The following is a 20331-nucleotide window of genomic DNA, read 5'->3' as shown; positions in this document are numbered from 1 at the left end:
TGAGCGCGCTGATACGCGCAGTCCGTTACGATTATCAGATTTGAGAAGGCCGATTGGGGTGATTTTCGTGAACGATGTGGTCGTGCTGGATAAGCTCGACAAGGAGATCCTGTCGTGCATCCAGCGGGACGGTCGGATGCCCTTCACAGCCATCGCCGAGAAGCTCAAGGTCGCGGAGGGGACGGTAAGGAAGCGTGTCGCGCGCCTTCTTGAGGAAGGGGTAGCCAGGATCACCGGGGTGGTCGACCCGTTCCGCCTCGGGATGAACTTCGTCGCCATGGTCGGCATAAGCGTGGAGGGCGATTCGCCCGAACGCGTCGTGGCCGACCTCGTGAAATTGCCCGAGGTAAGGTACGTCGCCATCTGTACCGGGGCCTACGACATCATGATGGAGGTCGTGCTCAAGTCCAACAACGAGCTTTACGAGTTTCTCACGCACAAGCTGAGGAAGGTGGCAGGGATCGCGGGATCCCAAACCTCCCTCGTTCTCAAGGTGTGCAAGGAAAGCTCGGCGTGGAGCGGGTGGGCCGGCATCGAGGAGGAGGGTGGGAGCCATGGACGAGACGGACTTTGCGAAGCGGCAGGCTCCGAATGACGTTTCGAGACGCGCACAGCCCTAGCTATTACTGCACTGTTTAGGAGGGATCCATATGGCTTCCAGAAAGTCGGGTGCGTCACGGGCGATCCTTTACGTGGCCGTTCTTGTGGTGCTCGGCGCGGCGCTGCTTGTTGCGAACGCGATCCAGAAGAGGTCCGCTGTCACGACCATCGGAATCATGCAGATCATCGAGCATCCCGCCCTGGACGCGGCGAAAAAGGGTTTCTTGGACGGCCTTGCTGAAGAGGGTTTCACCGAGGGTAAGGATGTCAAGTTTGAGTCGGAGAGCGCACAAGGCGACATGGCGACCGCTCAGTCCATAGCACAGAAGTTCGTGAACGACAAGGTTGACATGATCCTCGCAATAGCGACCCCGACGGCGCAGGCCGCGGCGAAAGCCACGAGCACGATCCCGATACTCATCACGGCGGTGACCGACCCGGTGGCGGCCGAGCTCGTAAAGTCGATCGACAGCCCCGGCACGAACGTGACGGGCACCTCCGACCTCACGCCCGTGGCGAAGCAGTTGGAACTGCTCAAGCAACTCGTCCCGACAGCCCAGAGGGTGGGCATCGTGTACAACGCGGGCGAGACCAACTCGGTGGTACAAGTGAACCTCGCCAGGGAAGCTGCGCAGGCATTGGGCATCGAGCTCGTTGAAGCGACGGCGAGCTCGACGAGCGGGGTGTACGAGGCCGCCCAGTCTCTCGTAGGCAGGGTGGACGCGATGTACGTGCCTACCGATAACACGGTGGTATCCGCGCTCGAGTCCGTGATAAAGGTGGCCGAGGAGTCCAGGATCCCGCTCGTGGTGGGCGAGGAAGACGGTGTGAGGCGTGGTGCCCTCGCTACAGTCGGCATCGACTACTACGCGCTGGGCAAGCAGACCGCGAAGATGGCGGCGAAGATCCTCCGCGAGAAAGCCAAGCCGTCCGAGATGCCCATCGAGTATCAGGAAAACGTGCGCTTGGTCATAAACCTGAAGGCCGCGGAGAAGATGGGCGTGACCGTCCCGCAATCGCTGATAGACCAAGCTTATGAGGTGATACAGTGATCTCCCTAGGCGCGCTCAGTGGTGCCCTTGAACAGGGTCTGGTGTACGCGGTGATGGCTCTCGGGGTGTACATTACGTTCCGTGTCCTCAATTTCCCCGATCTCACCGTGGACGGGAGTTTCCCGCTGGGTGCGGCCATTGCAGCGAGGCTGATATACACCGGGGGCGACCCCGTCGTAGCGACCTTGGTCGCCCCGGTTCTCGGCTTCGTAGCGGGGGCGACAACCGGGGTCCTCAACACCAAGTTGAAGATCTCAGGGCTTCTCGCTGGCATATTGACGATGACCGCGCTTTACTCGGTGAACCTCCGGATCATGGGGAGAGCCAACATCCCGCTTCTCAGGAGCGCGACGGTGCTGACGACTCTGACAGGCCTCGGTGTGCCCGGAGGCTGCGCGGCGCTGATCCTTTTCTCGGTCACGGCGCTTGTGGCCAAATTGCTGCTGGACGCGTTTCTCCGCACCGAGTTTGGCCTTGCGCTCCGGGCGACCGGCGACAACGAAGTGATGATACGCAGCCTGGGCGTGAACACCGACTCCATGAAGATCATCGGCCTCGGCTTGTCCAACGCGCTCGTTGCGTTGTGCGGCGCCATGGTCGCGCAGTACCAGGGGTTCGCGGACATCGGGATGGGCATAGGCATGGTTGTCGCGGGGCTCGCGTCCGTCATCATCGGTGGGGCCATCATCGCGCCTTCGTCCACGGGCCTCGCCACGTTCGGCGTGGTGGCCGGGTCGGTAATCTATAGATTCGCGGTGTTCGTTGCGCTCCGGCTGGGGTTCGCGCCGACAGATCTCAAGATCGTTACAGCGGCTCTCGTAGTGATAGCCTTATCGGGGCCTGTCATCAGGAGGACCCTCGGCATGGAAAGGAGGCGGGCGCTCGGCCATGGTAAAGCTGAGGCATCTTCGGAAAACGTTTTTGCCAGGAACCACTAACGGCCGCATGGCACTTCGGGATGTCTCGTTGGACCTTGCGTCCGGCGACTTCGTGACCATCATCGGGAGCAACGGCGCGGGGAAATCCACGCTCCTGAACGCGGTGGCAGGCGTGTTCCCGGTGGACGACGGCACGATCATCGTCGACGGGCAAGACGTGACCTCGCTTCCCGAGCATGAGAGGGCTCCAATGATCGGCCGGGTGTTCCAGGACCCGATGCAAGGGACAGCAGGCTCGATGTCCATTGAGGAGAATCTAGCGATGGCAGCGAGGCGCGGGGAGCCGAGGCGGCTCAGATGGGGCGTCACGCAGAAGGACCGTGAGACGTTCAGGGAGTATCTCGCGCTCCTCGGCCTGGGCCTGGAGGAGCGGCTCTCTGAGCCTGTGAGGCTTCTCTCCGGCGGCCAGCGACAAGCTCTGGCCCTCCTCATGGCCACGATAAAGAAGCCGAAACTCCTGCTCCTCGACGAGCACGCAGCCGCCCTCGACCCGAAGACGGCCCAGGACATCCTCGCCCTGACCGACCGTCTCGTGAAGCGTCACGGCCTCACCGTCATGATGGTGACTCACAACCTCCGTCACGCGCTGGCCTACGGGAATCGCACCATCATGATGCATGAGGGTGAGATAGTGCTGGACGTAGGAGGCCCTGAGAGGTCGCAGATGACCGTGGCCGACCTTCTTGAGCGCTTTCACGCCATCCGGGGCGAGAGGCTCCTGGACGACCGGATCCTTCTCGAGGTGTGACCCTGCTGCAGAGACGGCCGTGACGTGACGGACGGAAAGAAAGGCCCGGCGCAGTGCACTGCGCCGGGCCTGCTGCGTTCGGGCTCAGTCAACACAGTCGAGCCAAGACCGTCAAGACCGGGCGAGCGCCGACCGGGAACACCGCGCTGCCGCTGCTTCCTGCGCCGCCTTGCGCGCCTGCAGGTTCAACCTGGCCGCCGCGGTATCGAGGATCTTCTGGACCAGGTCCTCGAACGAGATCCCTCCGGCCATGGCGGCGATAGGGAACAAGCTCACGGCGGACAGGCCCGGCAACGGGTTTATCTCGAGGAAGTTGGGATTGCCCGCGCCGTCAAGCCTCACGTCCACCCGTGCGAGGTCGCGGCACTCGAGTATCCGGAACGTCTTTATGGCTACGTCGCGAATCCTCTCCGCGAGCTCGCCGGGGATCGGCGCCGGACAGAGGAATTTCTCAAGGTTGTTGTGCTTCGTGTTGTAGCAATACACGAACGACTCAGGCTCGACCTCGGCCGTGGGCCGCACTTCCATGATGGGGAATGTCTCAAGCTCACGATTGCCCACTATGCCCACGGTGAACTCACGCCCGGGCAGAAACTCTTCGACCAGGGCGGGTTGCCTGTAGGACCCGGTGATCCATTCCACCATGGCCGCTAGCTCTTTTCTGTTATTGACCTTCGACGAACTCCTCACGCCCTTGCTGGAACCTTCGTAAGCGGGCTTGACAAAGAGGGGGAACTCCATGCCGAGGTCGTCGGGAAGGTCTGCAGGGGACTCGACCTTGATTGCTTTAGGTGTTGGAATTCCGTACGATGAGACGAGAGCCTTGGTGACCGCCTTGTCAAGGCACACCGCTAACGTGAGCGGGTCCGAGCCGGTGTACGGGATCCCGAGAGACTCCAGTATCGCCGGGACGATCGCCTCACGGCACCGGCCTTCCCAGCCCTCGGCTATGTTAAAGACGACGTCAACGCGATCGCGTTGCAGCTTCGAAAGCAACCCCGGGCCGTACGGCATCCTCACGACACGATGCCCTGCGGCTCGCAAGGCCTTCGCTATTCGGTCTACCGTTGCCTGTTCCTCAAACTCGGCGTCAGCGTCTTCGACTACCATCTCAGACCTGGGACAATCCTTCTTGAGGTTGTAGGCCAGACCTACCACAAATCCCATGGTCATCCCTCACTAATTGATGGTGTTCTCTGGTTGGTTATGTCAGGCTTGATCTCGTAAGCGGGGCAGCCCCCGCCTCCGGTAGACCAGGATTTTCTACCACCCTGTTCGGCTCCTTGCGTTGCCTCCCAGGCCCCATGACCACCTCCGCGGCGCTTCCTCGGGCGCCCATCTTTTCAGTAGTTGAGTCTATACCCGGCCGGAGGCATTGTCTACTACGTAATAATGCCAATTTTGGAGGCTTTGGGCTGGAAACCGCGCTGGCATCGGAAAGGAATGTCTGTGCTTCGCGGGAGGCATTAGTTTTGACTCAGGACCCATCAGGCTTGCGCAGGGAAGGAGGCGCCGCCCCGTTCCGAAAGATGGTGTCGAGGACAACATCCTTCACGATCTGCAGGCTCCTGGGGCTGCACTTGTCCATAGTATCGAGGGTTGTGTGCCAGTACGGGTAGTCGAAGTCGATGATGTCAACCGCCGGGATGCCCCTTTCAATGAAAGGAACGTGGTCGTCCAGGATATGATAGCGAACCTCACGGCTGAACGTGTCCCCGTAGCCGAGGCGCTCAGCACTAGACCATACCGCGTCTACCACGTCGGGCGCGCTCAGCTGGGAGTAGCCTTCCACACATATGTTGAGATCAGCGTCGCCCACCATGTCGAGGAGCAGCATGTATGTCACCTGTCCTGGGTCCACGCTTTCTGCAAGGCGACGCGACCCAAGGAACATGCAGTCCGCCGAAGCGCCGAGATCCTCACCGTCGAAGAAGGCCAGCATCACAGGAACGGGTGGCCTCGTCCGCGCCAGCATGCCTGCGATCTCCAGAAGCACGGCCACTCCCGAACCCCCGTCATTCGCACCCATTATGGGGGTAAGCCTCCGCTCGGGAAGGGGGTCGTGCTCTGCACGAGGGCGGGTGTCGAAATGCGCCGCGAGCAGAATGAATGGCTCCTCTTTGCCCGACGCGGACTTGAAGAGCGCGGTGATGTTGGCCATGGAATACGCGGTGCCTTCGTAGACGGCGTCAAAGGGGCGCACCTGGACGACATCGGCGGATCTCCCGAGCTCGGAGGCGATAAAGTCAACCACCTTCCGATGGCCGTCCGACCCCGGATTCCTCGGGCCGAAGCTCACCTGGCGCTCCAGGTAATGCCAGGCGTCCTGAGACCCCGCGTTGCCTGGCGCCGCGCTCCCCTCAGCCTCCGGACTGGCACCGGGCGCATGCACCGCAGGCTCCAAAACGCCCCTGTCGATTCCGGAGCCTGCGGCAGCGGTGGTGCCCCGGCACCCGGTACACGCGCATACGATGACGAAGCCCAACACCAGGCAGCAGTTGCAGAAACGGGCGAGCGTTTGCGAAAGCCGACAGTAGCTTGCCGTTGGACCCACTTCCCTTCCCAAGGCGTTCACAAGCGCGCCGCAGCGCGAGGCCGCGGACTTCCCAACTCCCGACGCCATCATATCGCACTTCCAAGCCGCCATTCAAGTCAAGAGCCTCCAGAGTACGTGTCTTGGGGGCTGGTGGCGGGCTTGACCGGACAGGCGGGAACGCCCGCGGATACCAGGGGACAGGCTGTGCCCTGTCGCGGCGTCATAGCACCCTGCTTTCCTTAGGGAGGCGCCCCGGGCGCGGTGCCGATTGTCTGGCTGTCTGCCAACGGATGCCAATGGGGCAATCGCTAAGTCCCTCCTTCGAAAGCCATGGGTCGGCGAGGAGGTCGCGGTGACACTGCGCCGTTTTTCCGCGAGCGCGGAGGACTTTGGTTGCTTGGGGAGAATACTACCGTTATCAGGCCGCGGGGCGCACGGGCGCATGATGGCCCGCCCCGAAGGGGGTGGAGCGCGGGTTTGCGAGTTCGGGATGGAGGGTCGCGAGTCGTGAGGGGCATCGTGCGCGGCGCGCTCGTTGCCGCGGTTTACGTGGCGGTGTCGTACGCGCTCGCGCCGTTGAGCTTCGGGCCGCTGCAGTTCAGGGTGGCGGAAGGGCTCACGTTGCTCCCGATGGTCTTCGCCGAGGCCGTCCCCGGGCTTTTCGTCGGGTGCCTCGTTGCCAACTTGCTCGGGCCGTACGGCCTGCCCGACGTGGTGTTCGGCAGCCTCATCACCTTGGTTGCGGCCATCATCACGCGGGTGTTCCGGCGAAGCCCCGTCGCCTATGTCTCCCCGATCGCGCTGAACGCCGCCTTTGTCAGCGCTTACCTCACCTTTCTCACCAAGGTTCCGTATTGGGCGCTGGTGCTCAGCATAGGCGCATCGGAAACCATCTCGGTGCTGGCCATCGGCGTGCCGCTTCTGAAGCTCATGAGCCGGGCGTTCGGAGAGAAGGAGCGTTGACTCGAAGGCTCGAACGCGAGGCCGGAACCGCGAAACAGGAAGGAGGTGTCACAGGTGCCCATCGTTCAGATCGAGCTCATTGAGGGAAGGACCGTCGAGCAGAAGCGAGTGCTCGTGGACAAGGTCACAAAGGCAGTAGTTGAATCTGTAGGCTGCCCTGAGAGCGCAGTGAGCATCATCCTGCGAGAGATGAAGAAGGAGAACTTTGCACAGGCCGGTAAGCTATATTGCGACAAGTGACAAGCGATGACGTGACGCATAGAGAGAGGTGACAAGGGCGCCATGCGCAAGACGCTGGCCAGGTTGAGGAACTACCTGTACCCGATACCGGCCGTCATGGTGAGCTGCACTGCACCTTCCGGGCGGCCGAACATCATCACCGTGGCTTGGACGGGTGTCGCTTGCGGCACGCCACCGATGGTGTCAGTCGCGGTAAACCTGTCGAGGTACTCGCACGGGATAATAAAGGAGACCGGCGCTTTCTGCGTGAACGTGCCAAGCGAGGACCTCCTCTATGCCACGGATTATTGCGGCAGCGTGTCCGGGCGCGACGTCGACAAGTTCGCCGCGCTCGGGCTTTCGGCCGCGGAGTGTGACGAGGTGGAATGCCACTACATTGCTGATTGCCCGATAAACATGGAGTGCAAGGTGCGACACCAGATCGTGCTAGGATCGCACGAGCTCTTCGTGGGCGAGGTGGTTGCGGTCCACGCAAGCGAGGGCGTTCTCACCGCCGAAGGGCGAATCGATGTGCAGGCCATGAGGCCCTTTGCCTATGTGGGGCCAGACTACTACCGACTCGGGGAGAAGATCGGGCGGCACGGGTATTCTCTTGAAGAGGGTGCTCGGCCGAAACCGGAGAAGAGATGATGGAGAGGAGGGAGGCCACCATGGGGTTCCGCGGACGCGGAGCCCCTTTGTGGCGTGTCGCATGAGGCTTGCCCGGAGGACGACGCAGGTGAGCCCGTCAAAAACGTTTGGGGTGGACGCGCTCGTTCGGGAGATGCGCAGCCGGGGCGTGGACATCGTCAATTTCAGCCTTGGAGAGCCCGACTTCGATACGCCCGACCATATCAAAGACAGGGCCGTCGATGCTATCAGAGCAGGGTTCACGAAGTACACGCCGACCGCCGGCATCCCTGAGCTGCGCGCGGCCATTTGCGAGAAACTGCGAGCGGACAACGGGCTTGTATACAGCCCTCAAGAAGTGCTCGTGTCGTGTGGTGCGAAGCACTCGATATTCAACGCCGTGTTCGCTCTATGTGACGAGGGCGACGAGGTCATAATCCCGAGCCCCTATTGGGTTTCGTACCCGGAAATGGTTCGCCTCGCGGGGGGCGTCCCCGTGGTGGTCGAGGGCGACATCTGCAATGGGTTCAAGGCTAGTGCCTCCGCCATCGAGAAAGCCATCACCTCTAGGACGCGCGCGATGATCCTGAACAGCCCGTGCAATCCCACCGGGTCGGTTTACTCGCGGCGGGAGCTCCACGAGATCGCCGAGGTTGCTGTGGCCCACGGCGTGGTCGTGATATCCGACGAGATATACGAAAAACTCGTCTACGGCGGCGTGGAGCACGTCAGCATTGCTTCGCTCGGACCGGACATAAAGCAATTCACCATCGTCATAAACGGGGTGTCGAAGACCTACGCCATGACCGGCTGGCGTGTAGGATACGCTGCAGGGCCGAGGGAGGTCATCCAGGCCATGGAGACGATCCAGGGGCATGTCACGTCTAACCCCACGTCCATCTCGCAGAAGGCGGCGCTCGCCGGCATTACCGGTCCGAAAGAACCCGTAGAGCGCATGCGGGCTGAGTTTGCGAGGCGGCGCGAGTATATGGTGGGGCGGCTCAACGAGATACCCGATGTGACGTGCCCGGTTCCGGATGGCGCGTTCTACGCGTTTCCTGATATATCGCGCTACTTCGGTCGCAGGATCGACGACGTGGTGATAAAGGATTCCACCACGTTCGCGGAGGCGCTTCTGCGGCACGGCCATGTGGCCGTTGTGCCGGGAATCGCGTTCGGGTGCGATACGTGCGTGAGGCTTTCGTACGCGACCTCCATGGCGAGGATTGCCGAAGGCCTCGACAGAATGGGCGAGGTCCTGAGTCGCGCACGCTAACTTGGGAACCGCCAATCGAGGGAGTCTCGTGGTCATGGGTGCCGAGGAGGGTGTCTTGCGAGCCCAGCGGCCGGCAGGATGACAGGTCGGCGTGGCGAGGGGGTGGCCGTTAGCGAGCACCGGCAAGGGGACATGGAGGATTTGCGCGATGGCTGTAGAACACCTCACGGCATGAGGCGCAAGGGAACGGGTACGAAACAAGGGGCGTTGCTGGCCTACGGGCGAGTCCTCTTCCTCGTGGCAGTGGTCGGCGCGGTGCTGTTTCGTTACTCGGCCGCCGAAGCGGCTAGCGGGGATTCGCGTGCTATGGTGCAGTCTCAGGCCGCCGGCGGGCCGCCCGCGGAAGCGCGCGCAGAATCGCGGATCGACTGGGGCGCCATTGTAGCGGTGAACAAGGGGCGTCCCCCGGACGACCTTGAGGGACGACTCCACCTTGCGATAGCGTATGCCAACCAAGGGATGGTCCCGGAGGCCGCGCGTGAGTTCCGCGCTATCGAGGCGGCGGGTTATGAAGATTTCGGCCGAAAGGTCATCGCCAAGGCCGAGGAAGCCCTGGCAAAGGATGCGAACGACATCCTCAACCTCAACATAGTTGCCTTCGCGTACTATGCGTTTTCAGATTTCGAGAGGTCCAGCGAGTGTTTTGAGAAGCTCGTGAGCCTGGACCCCCAGAACATCTGGACCCGCCACTATTTCGCCGTGAGCCTTTCAAGGATAGGGAAGCTCGATAAGGCCATCGAGGTGCTGAAAGGCGCCCTTGCCCTGGACCCATCCAACGAGTATACGCATCTCCTGCTCGGGCTCGCGTACAGGGAAAAGGGCTGGTACATCCTGTCCGTCCTGGAATTAGCTCGGGCCGGAAAGGCGATTCGCGAGCTGTCGACCCTCATGTGAAGCGGGCGCAGGTTCGCATCTTTCTCGCGTCTTTGCTCGTGCTGGCGCCGACCCGCCCGCCGGCGGCGGGCCGTGTGTGGCAAGGGACACTCAGTATCGGGTATCGGGCGGCGAGCCCTCACCTAAACGCGAGGCGCCCGCCTGTTATGGCACGACGATGATGCAGGGGTGATACGCCGTGTGCAAGACCGGACAGACAGAGAGACCGGACATACTCATTAGCGGGGCACAGATCGTCTCCCCGCGTGAGGAAGGACCGCTTGTATTGCCGAAGGGTGACATCGCGGTTTCGGGGTCGAAGATCGCGTATGTAGGCCCGTCTCCCGCTCCTCCCCAATTCCAAGGCGCAGCAAAGGTCATAGACGGCTCTGGCCTCGTAGCCATGCCGGGATTCGTAAACGCGCATACGCATGCCGCCATGACGTTGTTCCGGGGGTTTGCCGACGACATGCCGCTCATGGCGTGGCTCACGCAGAAGATCTGGCCCGCGGAGGCGCGACTCAAAGCCAACGATGTGTACTGGGGCACGATGCTTGCCTGCGTCGAGATGATCCGGGCTGGGGTGACGACCTTCGCGGACATGTATTTCTTCATGGACGAGACCGCCAAGGCCGTGGACCGAACCGGGATGAGGGCCTCGCTCTCGCGGGGCCTCATCGGAAACGCGCCTGGTGCGGAGCAGGGGCTCGCGGAGGGCAAGGAGCTGTGCGAACGCTGGAACGGCGCCTGCGGCGGCAGGATCACGACCATGCTCGGGCCGCACGCTCCATACACGTGTCCTAGGAGTTTCCTGGAAAAGGTCATGGAAGCGGCCTCCGAGCTCGGGGTGGGAATGCACATTCACCTCTCTGAGACCGAGGGGGAGGTGAGAGAGTGCAAGGCCGTCCACGGAGGGCTGTCTCCCATAGAACTCATGGCGACTTACGGCCTGTTCGAGTTCCCGGTGCTTGCCGCACACTGCGTGCACGTGTCGGACAGGGATATCGAGATCCTGAGCGCCAGAGGTGTTGGCGTGGCGCACAATCCTGGCTGCAACATGAAGATCTCCTCCGGCATCGCTCCTGTTCCGAAGATGCTCAAGGCCGGGGTGAGGGTCGGCCTCGGCACGGACGGCGCGGCGAGCAACAACAATCTTGACCTTCTGGAGGAGGCACGAATCGCGGCCTTTCTTCATAAACTTGCTTCAAGCGACCCGACGGTGCTGGCCGCGCGCGAGGCACTGTACCTTGCAACCCTCGGGAGCGCGAGAGCGCTCCGGCTCGAGGAGACGATCGGGACAATAGACGAGGGCAAGAAGGCAGACATAGTCCTAATGGATTCGAGACGGCCCCATATGTATCCTCGTCACGATATGGTCTCGCACATCGTGTACTCAGCGCGGTCCTCCGACATCAGGACGGTCATCATCGACGGGAGAGTCGTGATGGAAGATGGCGTCATCACCACGGTAGACGAGGAAGAGGTCCTTGCCCGCGCGGAGGAGCGGGCGCAAGCCCTGGTGCTGAAGTAGGAGGCTTCCTGCGGCCTGCAATCCGGCAGTTGCGACCCCTTGCGGTGTATGAGTGGTGCTGAAGGAGTCCCGGCGTGCGTTGCGAAATACATCGGAAAACAAGACAGGGGGGGTGAACTCTGGTGGCGACTCTTGTGATCCTTGCGATCGTCGCTATCATCGCACTGTTCTTCATAACCTCGTACAACAGGCTCGTGGTGCTCCGGAACAGGATCCGAAACGCATGGTCTCAGATAGACGTCCAGTTGCGCAGACGTTACGATCTCATCCCGAACTTGGTGGAGACGGTCAAAGGCTACGCCGCGCATGAGAAGGAGACCTTCGAGATGGTCACGAAAGCCCGGGCCCAGATGGCGAGCGCGAAAACCGTGAGTGAGCAGGCGGAGGCACAGAACGCCATCACCGGTGCCCTGCGAACGCTTTTCGCTGTCGCGGAGGCTTATCCCGAGCTCAAGGCGAACCAGAACTTTCTCATGCTGCAAGAGGAGCTTTCTGGCACGGAAAGCAAGATCGCGTACGCACGGCAGTTCTACAACGACACGGTGATGAAGTACAACAATGCCTTGCAGGTGTTCCCGACCAACCTCATAGCGGGGATGTTCGGCTTCTCGCCCGAGGACTTCTTTGAGATCGAGGAAGCCGCCCGGGAGCCTGTGAAGGTGAAGTTCTAGAGCGGGGCGGGCCGCGGCATGACAAAGAAACGCTTTGCTCGCGGGATTCCGTGTTGAGCAGGTGAAGTCCATGTACGAACAGATAGCCAGCAACATCAACAGAACGCGGCTCCTGATGGGCCTCTTCATTGCGCTGGTGGCGCTTCTCGGCTATGTGTTCGGGGAGATGTCGGGCGCTGGGTGGAGCGGCCTCGTCATCGCGCTCATCATCGCGGTCGCCATGAGTTTCGCGAGCTATTATTACAGCGACCAGATAGTCCTCAGCGTAAGCCGGGCTAGGCCGGTGACGAAGGAAGAACACCCATATCTCTGGAACACCGTCGAAGGGCTCGCCATAGCTGCGGGGATTCCCGCGCCCAAGCCCTATATCATCGATGACACAGCCATGAACGCGTTTGCTACTGGTCGCGACCCGGAGCACGCGGCGATCGTCGTTACCACGGGCCTGCTGTCGAAGCTCAACCGGCAGGAGCTGGAAGGCGTGATCGCCCACGAGATGTCTCACATAAGGAATCGGGACATACTGCTCGCAAGCGTGACGGCGGTGCTCGTTGGGGTGGCGGCGCTGCTTTCCGACTGGATGCTGCGGTCTTTCTGGTGGGGTGGGACGCGCCGACGCCGGGACCGCGACGGAGCGGGGCAGGCCGGGGCGCTTATCGCCGTGATCGCGCTTGTCCTTGCGATATTGGCGCCGGTGGCTGCGCAGCTCATAAGGTTCGCCATCTCGCGGAAGCGCGAGTTCCTGGCGGATGCCGATGGTGCGCTCCTCACGAGATACCCTGCAGGGCTTGCCGACGCCCTCGAGAAGATCGCCAGGGACACCGAACCGCTCGAGGCCGCGAACCGCGCCACTGCCCACCTTTACATCGTCAACCCCTTCAAAGACGCCGGCCGGCGCGTAAGCTATCTCTACAGCACCCATCCCCCAATCGAAGAGAGGATAGCAAGGCTCAGGTCCATGTGAGTCGCAGCGGCGCGCCTGCAAGCTCGCGTCTGCAAACTCACGCTTCTAGCCTCGCGGCCTCCTCCGCCGCGAGGCTTATCTTTTTGACCGCGTTCTCCCATACTAAACGTGGAACATTGCCTGATCGTCTCTCCACTTCGTGACATCCATATCGACAGCATAGAGGAGCGCGAGTCTATGATTGGGAGGAAGCTTGCCGCGGCCGTGTTAGGCGTGAGGTCATTGGACTTCTCTCGTTTTCTGAGCCCTTGGGTTGCCGGTGATCGCACGAGAGGTGTCAGAACCCGGCCGCTGGCCAGATGGGTCGCGTCTTGTCAACGTGCTGCGCTTGAGGCGCCGTCTCCGAGCTTGACACAGGCAAGCCTGCGCAGCGCGCGTGCCCCCATGAATCTGCGATTGCTCGTGGCGATCTGCTTGGTCTTGGTGGTGGCGTGCGCGGTTGTAGCCACGCCCTGCATAGAAGCGCAAGGGTGCGAGGAGGACACGGAGCACTGGTATACCATAGTGGACGAGGACACCGGCGGTACCGTGCTTCACACTTGCCACGTGGTCGTGGTGGGCGACGAGTTCGTGGACCCTCAAAACAACCGATACAGGGTGACGAGGGTCGAGGGTCACACCGCGTGGGCGAGGCTCGTCGAGCGGGTTGACCTCGAGGCCGGGGCTGCGGCCTTCTACGCTGCGTGGAGACAGGAGCTTGCCACCACGGGACTTGCGACCCCGCGACGCCTCGCTCAGGCGCCCGCCGGGCGGCTCGTGGCCATATACCACACCCATAGCGATGAGTCGTACATTCCCACGAGCGGGACTCCATTCGTGGCCCCGCACGGGGACGTTTACAACGTGGGAGCGGTCGTGAGAGCGGCGTTGCAGCGTTCGGTCGGGCTTCGTGTGATACAATCATGGACCTCGCACCTGCCCCACGATGGCGCAGCCTACGACCGTTCCCGGCGGACAGCCATGGCTCTTCTGCGCAGGAACCCCGATGCCCTGTTCGACCTTCACAGGGACGCTGCGCCCCTGGAAGCGTACGCAACGACTGTTGGTGGCAAACCCGGGGCGAAGGTCATGATCGTGCTGGGCAGGCAGAATCCGAACCTCAAGGCCAACGAGCAATTCGCGTTCGCGGTGAAAAGCTTTGCCGATAAGAACTTCCCCGGATTCGTGAGGGGCATCTTCTACGGGGACGCTACCTTCAATCAGGACCTGTCACCGCGCGCTCTGCTTTTCGAGATGGGTTCCCAGGAGAACAGCCAGGAAGCCGCCGAGCGGGTCATGGTGAACTTCATACTCTCGATCCCCGCTATCTTGTATGGAATCACGCCCCAGGGGCCGACTGCCGGAAGCGAGGCTGCGAGGCGCGCCGCTGGTGAACAGGGAGGGGCGCTGTCGGCCCTGGCTTGGATCGGTATCCTGGTGCTCCTAGGGGGCGCAGTCTTCCTGCTGCTCAACGAGGGGAGCATGGAGGGGGTGCGCAAGAGGATCCGGAGGTTTGCGAGCCTGGAGTTTGCAAGCGCCCTCGGGCTCAGGAGAAAGGGACGACCGGGACGGGGCGCCGCTAGCCGGGCGGACCAGGACGGAGAGCAACGTCCCGACGGCGACGAGCAGTGAGCCACAGGGAATGATGCACGTAAAGGTGAAAGGCAACATGTGGGAAGGCTTCCGCGCCCTTCGCAGGCGCCAGAGGGCAATCAAGCTTTCCTCGCGGTGGGCTTCGGAGGAGGGATTTTCATCTATACGCACTCCTCTGCTCAGGTAGACTATGAATGCGGGTGTCCGCATCCATGGTTCAGAGGAGGTATTCAGCCCATGGCAGGCATTATCGACTGGGTTGCAAAGAGGCTCAATAGAACTGACGTGGAGGTCGCGGCGGAGATCGCCCGCGGGAGCCGACCCGGCGCCGGTGACGAGGCTTCTAAGGAAGGCCGCCGCGCGTCGAGCCCTGAGCATGACGGGGGCGGTCGGCGTGAAGCTGCCCACGTGGAAGGCGCGGCTCCCGCCGACGTGGATGACGGAGTCTACGTGAGTCCCACTCCGATCACTGCGGGAGACTCCGTGTCTGTGAGGTACAGCGGGCTGCTAGCGAGATCCGGGGCCGCACAGGTTTACCTGCATATGGGCTACGGGATCGGCGCTTGGAAGTCGGTTACGGACGTGCCGATGGCCAGAACCGCTCCCGGGACCTTCGAGGCCCGCATAGACCTGCCTTTGGAGGAGACATCGCGGCTCCATTTCTGTTTCAGAGATGACGCGGGAAACTGGGATAACAACGGGGGACGCAACTGGAGCTACGAGATACACGACGGCGAGCTGCTCGTGTAGGGCGCCTGGCCTGTTGCACGCGTTGCGTCGCGCGAGGCGAGAGCGCCCACGCCCGGCTCGTCCCCTTCCCTTTTCATCCACAGGCTCCCTCTCCATGCCCGTGTCTTGCCCGCAAAGCCCGAGGGCTTGCGTTCTGCGCCTTGAAGAGCTGGTGCTCGTAAGGTATAATGCAAACCATGAGGGCTTGCGAGGGTGATTGAGAGGGATAGTCGCATGGATCGGGTAAGGGTTAGGTTCGCTCCGTCTCCCACAGGGCATCTACACGTCGGAGGGGCGCGTACGGTGCTCTTTAACTGGCTCTTCGCGCGGCATCACGGTGGCGCGTTCGTCCTGCGGATCGAGGACACCGACGTGGAAAGGTCCACGGAAGCTTCGGTAGATGCGATCATCGACAGCATAAGGTGGCTGGGCCTCGATTGGGACGAAGGCCCCATAGTCGGCGGCGCGTACGGCCCGTACTTCCAGTCGCAAAGGCTCGACATATACCGCGAGTACGCCGAGCGGCTTCTTTCGACGGGACATGCCTACCGGTGCTACTGCACCCCTGAGGAACTCGAGAAAGCCCGGGCCGCGGCGCTAGAGCGTGGCGAGTCTAGCGGATACTCCGGGCGCTGCAGACACCTGTCACCGGAGGAGCGCAGGGCCTTTGAGGCCGAGGGCCGCAAGCCCGTGATCCGGTTCAAAGTGGACGACGGTGAGACGGTGGTGAACGACCTCATCAGGGGCGAGGTCCGTTTCGAGAACAGGTTCATCGACGACTTCGTCATCCTGAGGTCGGACGGATATCCGATGTACAACTTCGCCGCGGTCGTGGACGACACCTTGATGCGGATCTCCCATATCATTCGGGGTGATGAGCATCTTCCAAATACTCCTAAGCAGATCATGATGTACCGTGCGCTCGGGTTCGAGGTACCCAAGTTCGCTCACGTCTCGATGATACTTGGGCCGGACAGGACGAAGCTCAGCAAGCGCCACGGCGCGACGTCCATCGAGCAGTACCGCGAGGATGGCTATCTTCCCGACGCCCTTGTGAACTATCTGGTCCTCCTAGGGTGGGCGTACGATTCCAGCCAGCAGATATTCAGCAGGGAAGAGCTCGTCGAGAAGTTCTCCTTGGAGAGGGTTTCAAAGAATCCCGCGGTGTTCGACCCGGATAAACTGCTCTGGATGAACGGGTATTACCTGCGTGCCACCGACGCGAGGACCCTCGCGCATCTGGCCGTGCAGCACCTCGCGCGGGCCGGGTTCGTGCCGAAGGCTCCTGACGATCGCGAAATGGCGCGTATCGAGAGGATCATGGGGCTCCTCAGGGAGAGGATGCGCACGGTGAAAGACGTTGTTACTGTGGGCGATTTCTTCTTCACGGAGCACGTCTCCTATGATCCGGGGGCTTTTGAGAAGTTTCTCGCTCGCGAGGACGCACCGGAGATCTTGGGCGAGGTCAAGCGAAGGCTGTGGGCCATCGGGGATGAGTTCACGGCAGAGCGCATCGAGGGGGTTCTACGAGGTTACGCCGCAGAGTTGGGCCGAAAGGCCGGCGATGTGATCCACCCGGTCCGGGTGGCCGTGACAGGCCGCGCGGCAAGCCCGGGGCTTTTCGAGGTCTTGGAGGTGCTGGGCAGGGAGGCGACGTGCTCACGGCTGGATGATGCCCTGTCCAGGCTTTCCGCGGGCAATTGACTAGGGACAGGCTAGGGCGCCTGGATCGGCGCTGGATCGGCGGCTCCGTGCGGCCTCGGCGCGGCCTCTCCAGTGGAGGCGAGGCTGCTGGAGGCGAGGGGCATGTGCGCGGACGCATCTCGCGGGCGTGCAGGAAACGCCGCTCGAGCCTGCGGGAGGGCTTGACGCGGATGCATAGGCTGTGTTACAATTCGCACGTGGGGGCACCACGGTCGGGCAGCGGCCGCGGGAGGCCTCTGATGCGATAAGCGAGAGCGAATGGCGCTGGGGAGTCGTCTAGTGGTAGGACGACAGACTCTGGATCTGTTTGCGGGGGTTCGAATCCTCCCTCCCCAGCCAAAATAAGTTTTCTAGAGTGTGTGGCCCCGTCGTCTAGCGGCCCAGGACACCGCCCTCTCAAGGCGGTGACACGGATTCGAATTCCGTCGGGGCCACCATTTTATGTACTGGTTTGCTGGACGCTGCTAGACGTCTTATTGTGATGGCTGCCGGTGATTGCACAAGGGATGTCAAAGCCCGGCCACTTGCCTGACGGGCCGGATTTCGTCGAAGCCCTCCGCTCGGGTGCCGTCCCCGAGCGCAAACCGGGAGCCCGGCGACTGCTCGCAACGGGGCAAAGACCGACGCACCCTCACTTGGGTGACTTCCTTTGCACGGGAGAAGGCTCAAGGTGCGGCGGCTCGGATACTCCGAGACTGCCAGTCAGCGCTTCCCTGCGCACATCTCGCTGCGTGGCTTTGCGTGCTTCGCCGCCTACGCGAGGAACGCCGCCACCACCCCTACCAGGAAGATTCCATCATACACGCCCGCCCCACCTATGCTGACGAGTTGAGCGCCGAGTGTGCGGATCTTGGATAGATTCAGGAGGTCGGCCCCAATGAGCGTCCCGATGGTGCCCCCTATGTACGCCACGGGCGCGGCATATTCGCCGGCCAGGAGCAGTGCAGCGCCCGCTGCCACGAGCGGCGGTATGAATGCGGGCAGGGCGATGCCCACGCCGGGCACGAGGCGGGCCATGGACTTAGCGGCCCATGCGACGATGGCGGTCGCAGCGAGCGCCGGTAGGACCGGGGTCCTTTGCAGGAGATAAAAGGCGAACACCGTGGGCACCACCGCTCCCCCGAAATTCACGGCTATGACCTGTTCGCGCACTTGGGGCGGGTAATAGAAGAGGAACGGGAAGAAGGGCCGCGATCGATCCTCGATAATGACACGCTTTCTGACGACGGGGATGTTGACGACGCTTCCGAGGAGCGAGAGCCCGAAAAGCAGGACTGCGCCTTCGGGCGACAACCCTAGCTTAGTGAAGGATATCGCTGCGACGTTGAAGTAAAACAGGAACACGAGCGCCGGCAATAGCAGGATGAAGAGCAGGACGAAAGGGAGCAAGCCAAACACCGGCACGTCCTCCATTCGGCCGCCGCTGGATTGCGCGGGCCCCTAGCCGCCCGTGGTGCCGGTGCGCGGCGAGCGCGTTGCGGGCGGACTGCGGCCGGGCGATGAACGGGCGGAAAGAGCCGCCGGCCGGCGCGGCGACGACCACCACTATTATAACCGATTCGTGTGCGATGATGGAGCCGACGAGACGCGATTTGCCGCGGACCCGCCCCACGCGGGAGGCGCGCCCGCAGCAAATCGCGGGGAATCCGGTCTGAGCGTGGCCCGGTGAGGCCAGGGGCTAGACTATCTCCACGCCCCAGTTGAGGCCGGAATTGTTGTCCCAGTGGTCTGCGCCGTCCTTGAAGCAGAAGTTGAAGGTCTTGTCCCCCTCCACAGTCACATCGGCTGACCAGGTAACGTCGTCCACCTTGGTCATGGGGGTGAAACGCGCGTTCTCCCAGTTGTCGCCGTATCCTGAGTAAAGATACACGGCATCGGCCCCGCACATGGAGAGGAGACCCTTGTACATGATTGTTCCTTTCTTCTTGCTGGCGAGTGGAATCGGGTCCACCGCCACCCTCCTGTCGATGAACAGATCTCGCATGGCTTTTCTCGGCATGTGCCACCATCACTCCTTACATGCATGGCTGTTGATGTCAGTATTATTATCTTGTCTTTGCCCGTCTTTATGTGCCTTCATGAGCGGCAGGAAAGCTCGCCCGCACAGGTTCGCCCGCTCCGTGCGGGCTCGCGCCAAGTTGCAGTTGCGCGCCAGGTTGCAGCTGCGCGCCCGCCGCCTCCCGGACAACCAGTGTCGAAAGAACCTGGCCGCGTGGAGGAGAACGGCGTATGGAGGAGAAATCACTACCCATACTACAGCTAGGACCCTGGCAACAGGTGGAAGTCAATGCAGTATGAATAGAAGAAGTTCGAGGTAGAGAGCAGAGGGCAGGCGACACCAAGCTGGGAGGGATCGTGAGTGGTTGTTGCAAGCGAAGACCTGCGCCGCGCCGCGCATACGGCGCTCGCTCAGTGCATGGGAGTGTCCGCGGGAGAAAGCGTGCTTGTCGTGACCGACGACAAGCTGAGGGAGATCGGGTATGCCCTATGGGAGGCGGCGCGCTCACTCGGCGCAGAAGCGATGCTCCTTGAGATCATACCAAGGGCGCGGAACGGTGAGGAACCGCCCGCTGCGGTCGCGCGCATCATGAAGTCGGTGGACGTGGTGCTCGCGCCTACGAGCAAATCTCTCTCGCATACCGCCGCGAGGCGGGAGGCGTGCGCGGCGGGGGCGCGCATCGCTACGTTGCCGGGCATAACACGAGACGCCATGATCCGCACCCTGTCGGCGGACTACGCCCGCATCGCCGAGTTGAGCAAGAGGGTCGCGGATATCTTGACGTCGGGCACGACCGCTCGGGTGGTGAGCCCCTCAGGCACCGACATCACCATGTCCCTTGAAGGACGCACAGGTCACCCCGACACCGGGATATACCGTCTCCCGGGCGATTTTGGAAACCTGCCGGCCGGCGAGGCATACATAGCACCAGTGGAGGGCACGGCGACCGGGGTGATCGTCGTGGACGGCGCGATGGCTGGCGCAGGCGTGCTCGAGGACCATATCAGGATGAAGGTGGAGGAGGGGTATGTGACGGAGATCTCTGGGGGAGAAGCCGCGAGGGCGCTTGAGCAGGCCATAGCTCAGCTGGGGAGACCTGCCAGGAATATCGCGGAGCTGGGAGTGGGGACCAACGATCGCGCGGTGATCACCGGGAAGGTGCTCGAGGATGAAAAGGTGCTCGGGACCGTGCATATTGCGATCGGTAACAACGTGAGCTTCGGGGGCACGGTCGACGTCCCGAGCCATCTGGACGGCATAATCCTCAAGCCCACGCTCGTGGTAGACGGGGTGACGGTGATCGAAGAGGGCACGCTGCGAGTGTGA

The 20331-nt window shown here is 62.2% G+C and carries 20 protein-coding genes and 2 tRNA genes; 18 read left to right on the top strand and 4 right to left on the bottom strand.

Annotation, left to right across the window (positions count from 1 at the left end; genetic code table 11):
* Positions 1 to 58: 58 nt before the first annotated feature.
* From GX515_05355 to GX515_05340, 4 genes are read left to right on the top strand one after another with little or no spacing between them, the layout of a single operon-like run.
* Positions 59 to 595, top strand: a complete 537-nt coding sequence (locus tag GX515_05355) for an Lrp/AsnC family transcriptional regulator (protein ID HHY32444.1) — start codon at positions 59 to 61, stop codon at positions 593 to 595.
* A 55-nt stretch (positions 596 to 650) separates the two neighbouring features.
* Complete coding sequence (locus tag GX515_05350; GenBank protein ID HHY32443.1) at positions 651 to 1652, top strand: ABC transporter substrate-binding protein; 1002 nt, start codon at positions 651 to 653, stop codon at positions 1650 to 1652.
* Positions 1652 to 2590 carry an ABC transporter permease gene (locus GX515_05345; GenBank protein ID HHY32442.1) on the top strand — a complete coding sequence of 313 codons (939 nt, stop codon included), beginning with the start codon at positions 1652 to 1654 and terminating at the stop codon, positions 2588 to 2590. The genes GX515_05350 and GX515_05345 overlap by 1 nt, the downstream gene beginning before the upstream one ends.
* Positions 2541 to 3338 (top strand): ATP-binding cassette domain-containing protein, encoded by a 798-nt coding sequence (locus GX515_05340; protein ID HHY32441.1) that lies wholly within the window; start codon positions 2541 to 2543, stop codon positions 3336 to 3338. Before GX515_05345 ends, GX515_05340 begins: the two co-directional genes overlap by 50 nt.
* 111 nt (positions 3339 to 3449) lie before the next feature.
* Here GX515_05340 and GX515_05335 read toward each other — a convergent pair whose 3' ends face one another.
* Together GX515_05335 and GX515_05330 are read right to left on the bottom strand one after the other, a co-directional pair.
* The gene (locus GX515_05335; GenBank protein HHY32440.1) at positions 3450 to 4505 is read right to left on the bottom strand and encodes an ATP-grasp domain-containing protein; all 1056 of its coding nucleotides are present in this window, start codon (positions 4503 to 4505) and stop codon (positions 3450 to 3452) included.
* Positions 4506 to 4815: 310 nt separating this feature from the next.
* Positions 4816 to 5985, bottom strand: coding sequence for a M28 family peptidase (locus GX515_05330; GenBank protein HHY32439.1), 1170 nt, complete (start codon positions 5983 to 5985; stop codon positions 4816 to 4818).
* A 219-nt stretch (positions 5986 to 6204) separates the two neighbouring features.
* Between GX515_05330 and GX515_05325 the strand changes: the two genes are divergently transcribed.
* The 13 genes from GX515_05325 to GX515_05265 all read left to right on the top strand — a co-directional run bounded on the left by GX515_05325 (position 6205) and on the right by GX515_05265 (position 17443).
* Complete coding sequence (locus GX515_05325) at positions 6205 to 6837, top strand: QueT transporter family protein (GenBank protein HHY32438.1); 633 nt, start codon at positions 6205 to 6207, stop codon at positions 6835 to 6837.
* Between the two features lie 54 nt (positions 6838 to 6891).
* Complete coding sequence (locus GX515_05320; GenBank protein ID HHY32437.1) at positions 6892 to 7077, top strand: 4-oxalocrotonate tautomerase; 186 nt, start codon at positions 6892 to 6894, stop codon at positions 7075 to 7077.
* A 42-nt stretch (positions 7078 to 7119) separates the two neighbouring features.
* A complete protein-coding gene (locus tag GX515_05315; protein ID HHY32436.1) occupies positions 7120 to 7707 on the top strand; it encodes a flavin reductase family protein in 588 nt (195 codons plus the stop codon).
* A 61-nt stretch (positions 7708 to 7768) separates the two neighbouring features.
* The gene (locus GX515_05310; protein ID HHY32435.1) at positions 7769 to 8962 is read left to right on the top strand and encodes a pyridoxal phosphate-dependent aminotransferase; all 1194 of its coding nucleotides are present in this window, start codon (positions 7769 to 7771) and stop codon (positions 8960 to 8962) included.
* 171 nt (positions 8963 to 9133) lie between these two features.
* A complete protein-coding gene (locus tag GX515_05305; protein HHY32434.1) occupies positions 9134 to 9856 on the top strand; it encodes a tetratricopeptide repeat protein in 723 nt (240 codons plus the stop codon).
* A gap of 211 nt (positions 9857 to 10067) precedes the next feature.
* Positions 10068 to 11366, top strand: coding sequence for an amidohydrolase (locus tag GX515_05300; protein ID HHY32433.1), 1299 nt, complete (start codon positions 10068 to 10070; stop codon positions 11364 to 11366).
* 122 nt (positions 11367 to 11488) lie between these two features.
* A complete protein-coding gene (locus GX515_05295; protein ID HHY32432.1) occupies positions 11489 to 12037 on the top strand; it encodes a LemA family protein in 549 nt (182 codons plus the stop codon).
* Between the two features lie 70 nt (positions 12038 to 12107).
* Complete coding sequence (gene htpX, locus GX515_05290) at positions 12108 to 13001, top strand: zinc metalloprotease HtpX (protein HHY32431.1); 894 nt, start codon at positions 12108 to 12110, stop codon at positions 12999 to 13001.
* Positions 13002 to 13385: 384 nt separating this feature from the next.
* The gene (locus tag GX515_05285; GenBank protein ID HHY32430.1) at positions 13386 to 14612 is read left to right on the top strand and encodes a stage II sporulation protein P; all 1227 of its coding nucleotides are present in this window, start codon (positions 13386 to 13388) and stop codon (positions 14610 to 14612) included.
* Positions 14613 to 14810: 198 nt separating this feature from the next.
* Positions 14811 to 15323, top strand: coding sequence for a carbohydrate-binding protein (locus GX515_05280; protein ID HHY32429.1), 513 nt, complete (start codon positions 14811 to 14813; stop codon positions 15321 to 15323).
* Between the two features lie 213 nt (positions 15324 to 15536).
* A complete protein-coding gene (locus GX515_05275; protein HHY32428.1) occupies positions 15537 to 17006 on the top strand; it encodes a glutamate--tRNA ligase in 1470 nt (489 codons plus the stop codon).
* Between the two features lie 265 nt (positions 17007 to 17271).
* Positions 17272 to 17345: transfer RNA gene (locus GX515_05270), tRNA-Gln, on the top strand.
* Between the two features lie 22 nt (positions 17346 to 17367).
* Positions 17368 to 17443, top strand: a tRNA-Glu gene (locus GX515_05265).
* Positions 17444 to 17759: 316 nt separating this feature from the next.
* Here GX515_05265 and GX515_05260 read toward each other — a convergent pair.
* Positions 17760 to 18419: a DUF1614 domain-containing protein gene (locus GX515_05260; GenBank protein HHY32427.1), complete on the bottom strand. Its 660-nt coding sequence runs from the start codon at positions 18417 to 18419 to the stop codon at positions 17760 to 17762.
* A 265-nt stretch (positions 18420 to 18684) separates the two neighbouring features.
* A complete protein-coding gene (locus GX515_05255; GenBank protein HHY32426.1) occupies positions 18685 to 19005 on the bottom strand; it encodes a carbohydrate-binding protein in 321 nt (106 codons plus the stop codon).
* 417 nt (positions 19006 to 19422) lie between these two features.
* Between GX515_05255 and GX515_05250 the strand changes: the two genes are divergently transcribed.
* Positions 19423 to 20331, top strand: coding sequence for an aminopeptidase (locus tag GX515_05250; protein HHY32425.1), 909 nt, complete (start codon positions 19423 to 19425; stop codon positions 20329 to 20331).

It is taken from the genome of Bacillota bacterium (genome assembly GCA_012842395.1).
GTDB lineage: Bacteria > Bacillota > SHA-98 > UBA4971 > UBA4971 > UBA6256.
The sequence above is the reverse complement of the archived record's forward strand: the minus strand, read 5'-3'. Positions and strand labels throughout refer to the sequence as shown.

Excerpts from the sequence above, each read along its gene's own strand:
- GX515_05350 (HHY32443.1), top strand. The coding sequence starts at position 651 with ATGGCTTCCAGAAAGTCGGGTGCGTCACGGGCGATCCTTTACGTGGCC.
- GX515_05340 (HHY32441.1), top strand. The coding sequence starts at position 2,541 with ATGGTAAAGCTGAGGCATCTTCGGAAAACGTTTTTGCCAGGAACCACT.
- GX515_05335 (HHY32440.1), bottom strand. The coding sequence starts at position 4,505 with ATGGGATTTGTGGTAGGTCTGGCCTACAACCTCAAGAAGGATTGTCCC.
- GX515_05330 (HHY32439.1), bottom strand. The coding sequence starts at position 5,985 with ATGGCGGCTTGGAAGTGCGATATGATGGCGTCGGGAGTTGGGAAGTCC.
- GX515_05325 (HHY32438.1), top strand. The coding sequence starts at position 6,205 with ATGGGTCGGCGAGGAGGTCGCGGTGACACTGCGCCGTTTTTCCGCGAG.
- GX515_05315 (HHY32436.1), top strand. The coding sequence starts at position 7,120 with ATGCGCAAGACGCTGGCCAGGTTGAGGAACTACCTGTACCCGATACCG.
- GX515_05310 (HHY32435.1), top strand. The coding sequence starts at position 7,769 with ATGAGGCTTGCCCGGAGGACGACGCAGGTGAGCCCGTCAAAAACGTTT.
- GX515_05305 (HHY32434.1), top strand. The coding sequence starts at position 9,134 with ATGAGGCGCAAGGGAACGGGTACGAAACAAGGGGCGTTGCTGGCCTAC.
- htpX (HHY32431.1), top strand. The coding sequence starts at position 12,108 with ATGTACGAACAGATAGCCAGCAACATCAACAGAACGCGGCTCCTGATG.
- GX515_05285 (HHY32430.1), top strand. The coding sequence starts at position 13,386 with ATGAATCTGCGATTGCTCGTGGCGATCTGCTTGGTCTTGGTGGTGGCG.
- GX515_05280 (HHY32429.1), top strand. The coding sequence starts at position 14,811 with ATGGCAGGCATTATCGACTGGGTTGCAAAGAGGCTCAATAGAACTGAC.
- GX515_05275 (HHY32428.1), top strand. The coding sequence starts at position 15,537 with ATGGATCGGGTAAGGGTTAGGTTCGCTCCGTCTCCCACAGGGCATCTA.
- GX515_05260 (HHY32427.1), bottom strand. The coding sequence starts at position 18,419 with ATGGAGGACGTGCCGGTGTTTGGCTTGCTCCCTTTCGTCCTGCTCTTC.
- GX515_05255 (HHY32426.1), bottom strand. The coding sequence starts at position 19,005 with ATGCCGAGAAAAGCCATGCGAGATCTGTTCATCGACAGGAGGGTGGCG.
- GX515_05250 (HHY32425.1), top strand. The coding sequence starts at position 19,423 with ATGGGAGTGTCCGCGGGAGAAAGCGTGCTTGTCGTGACCGACGACAAG.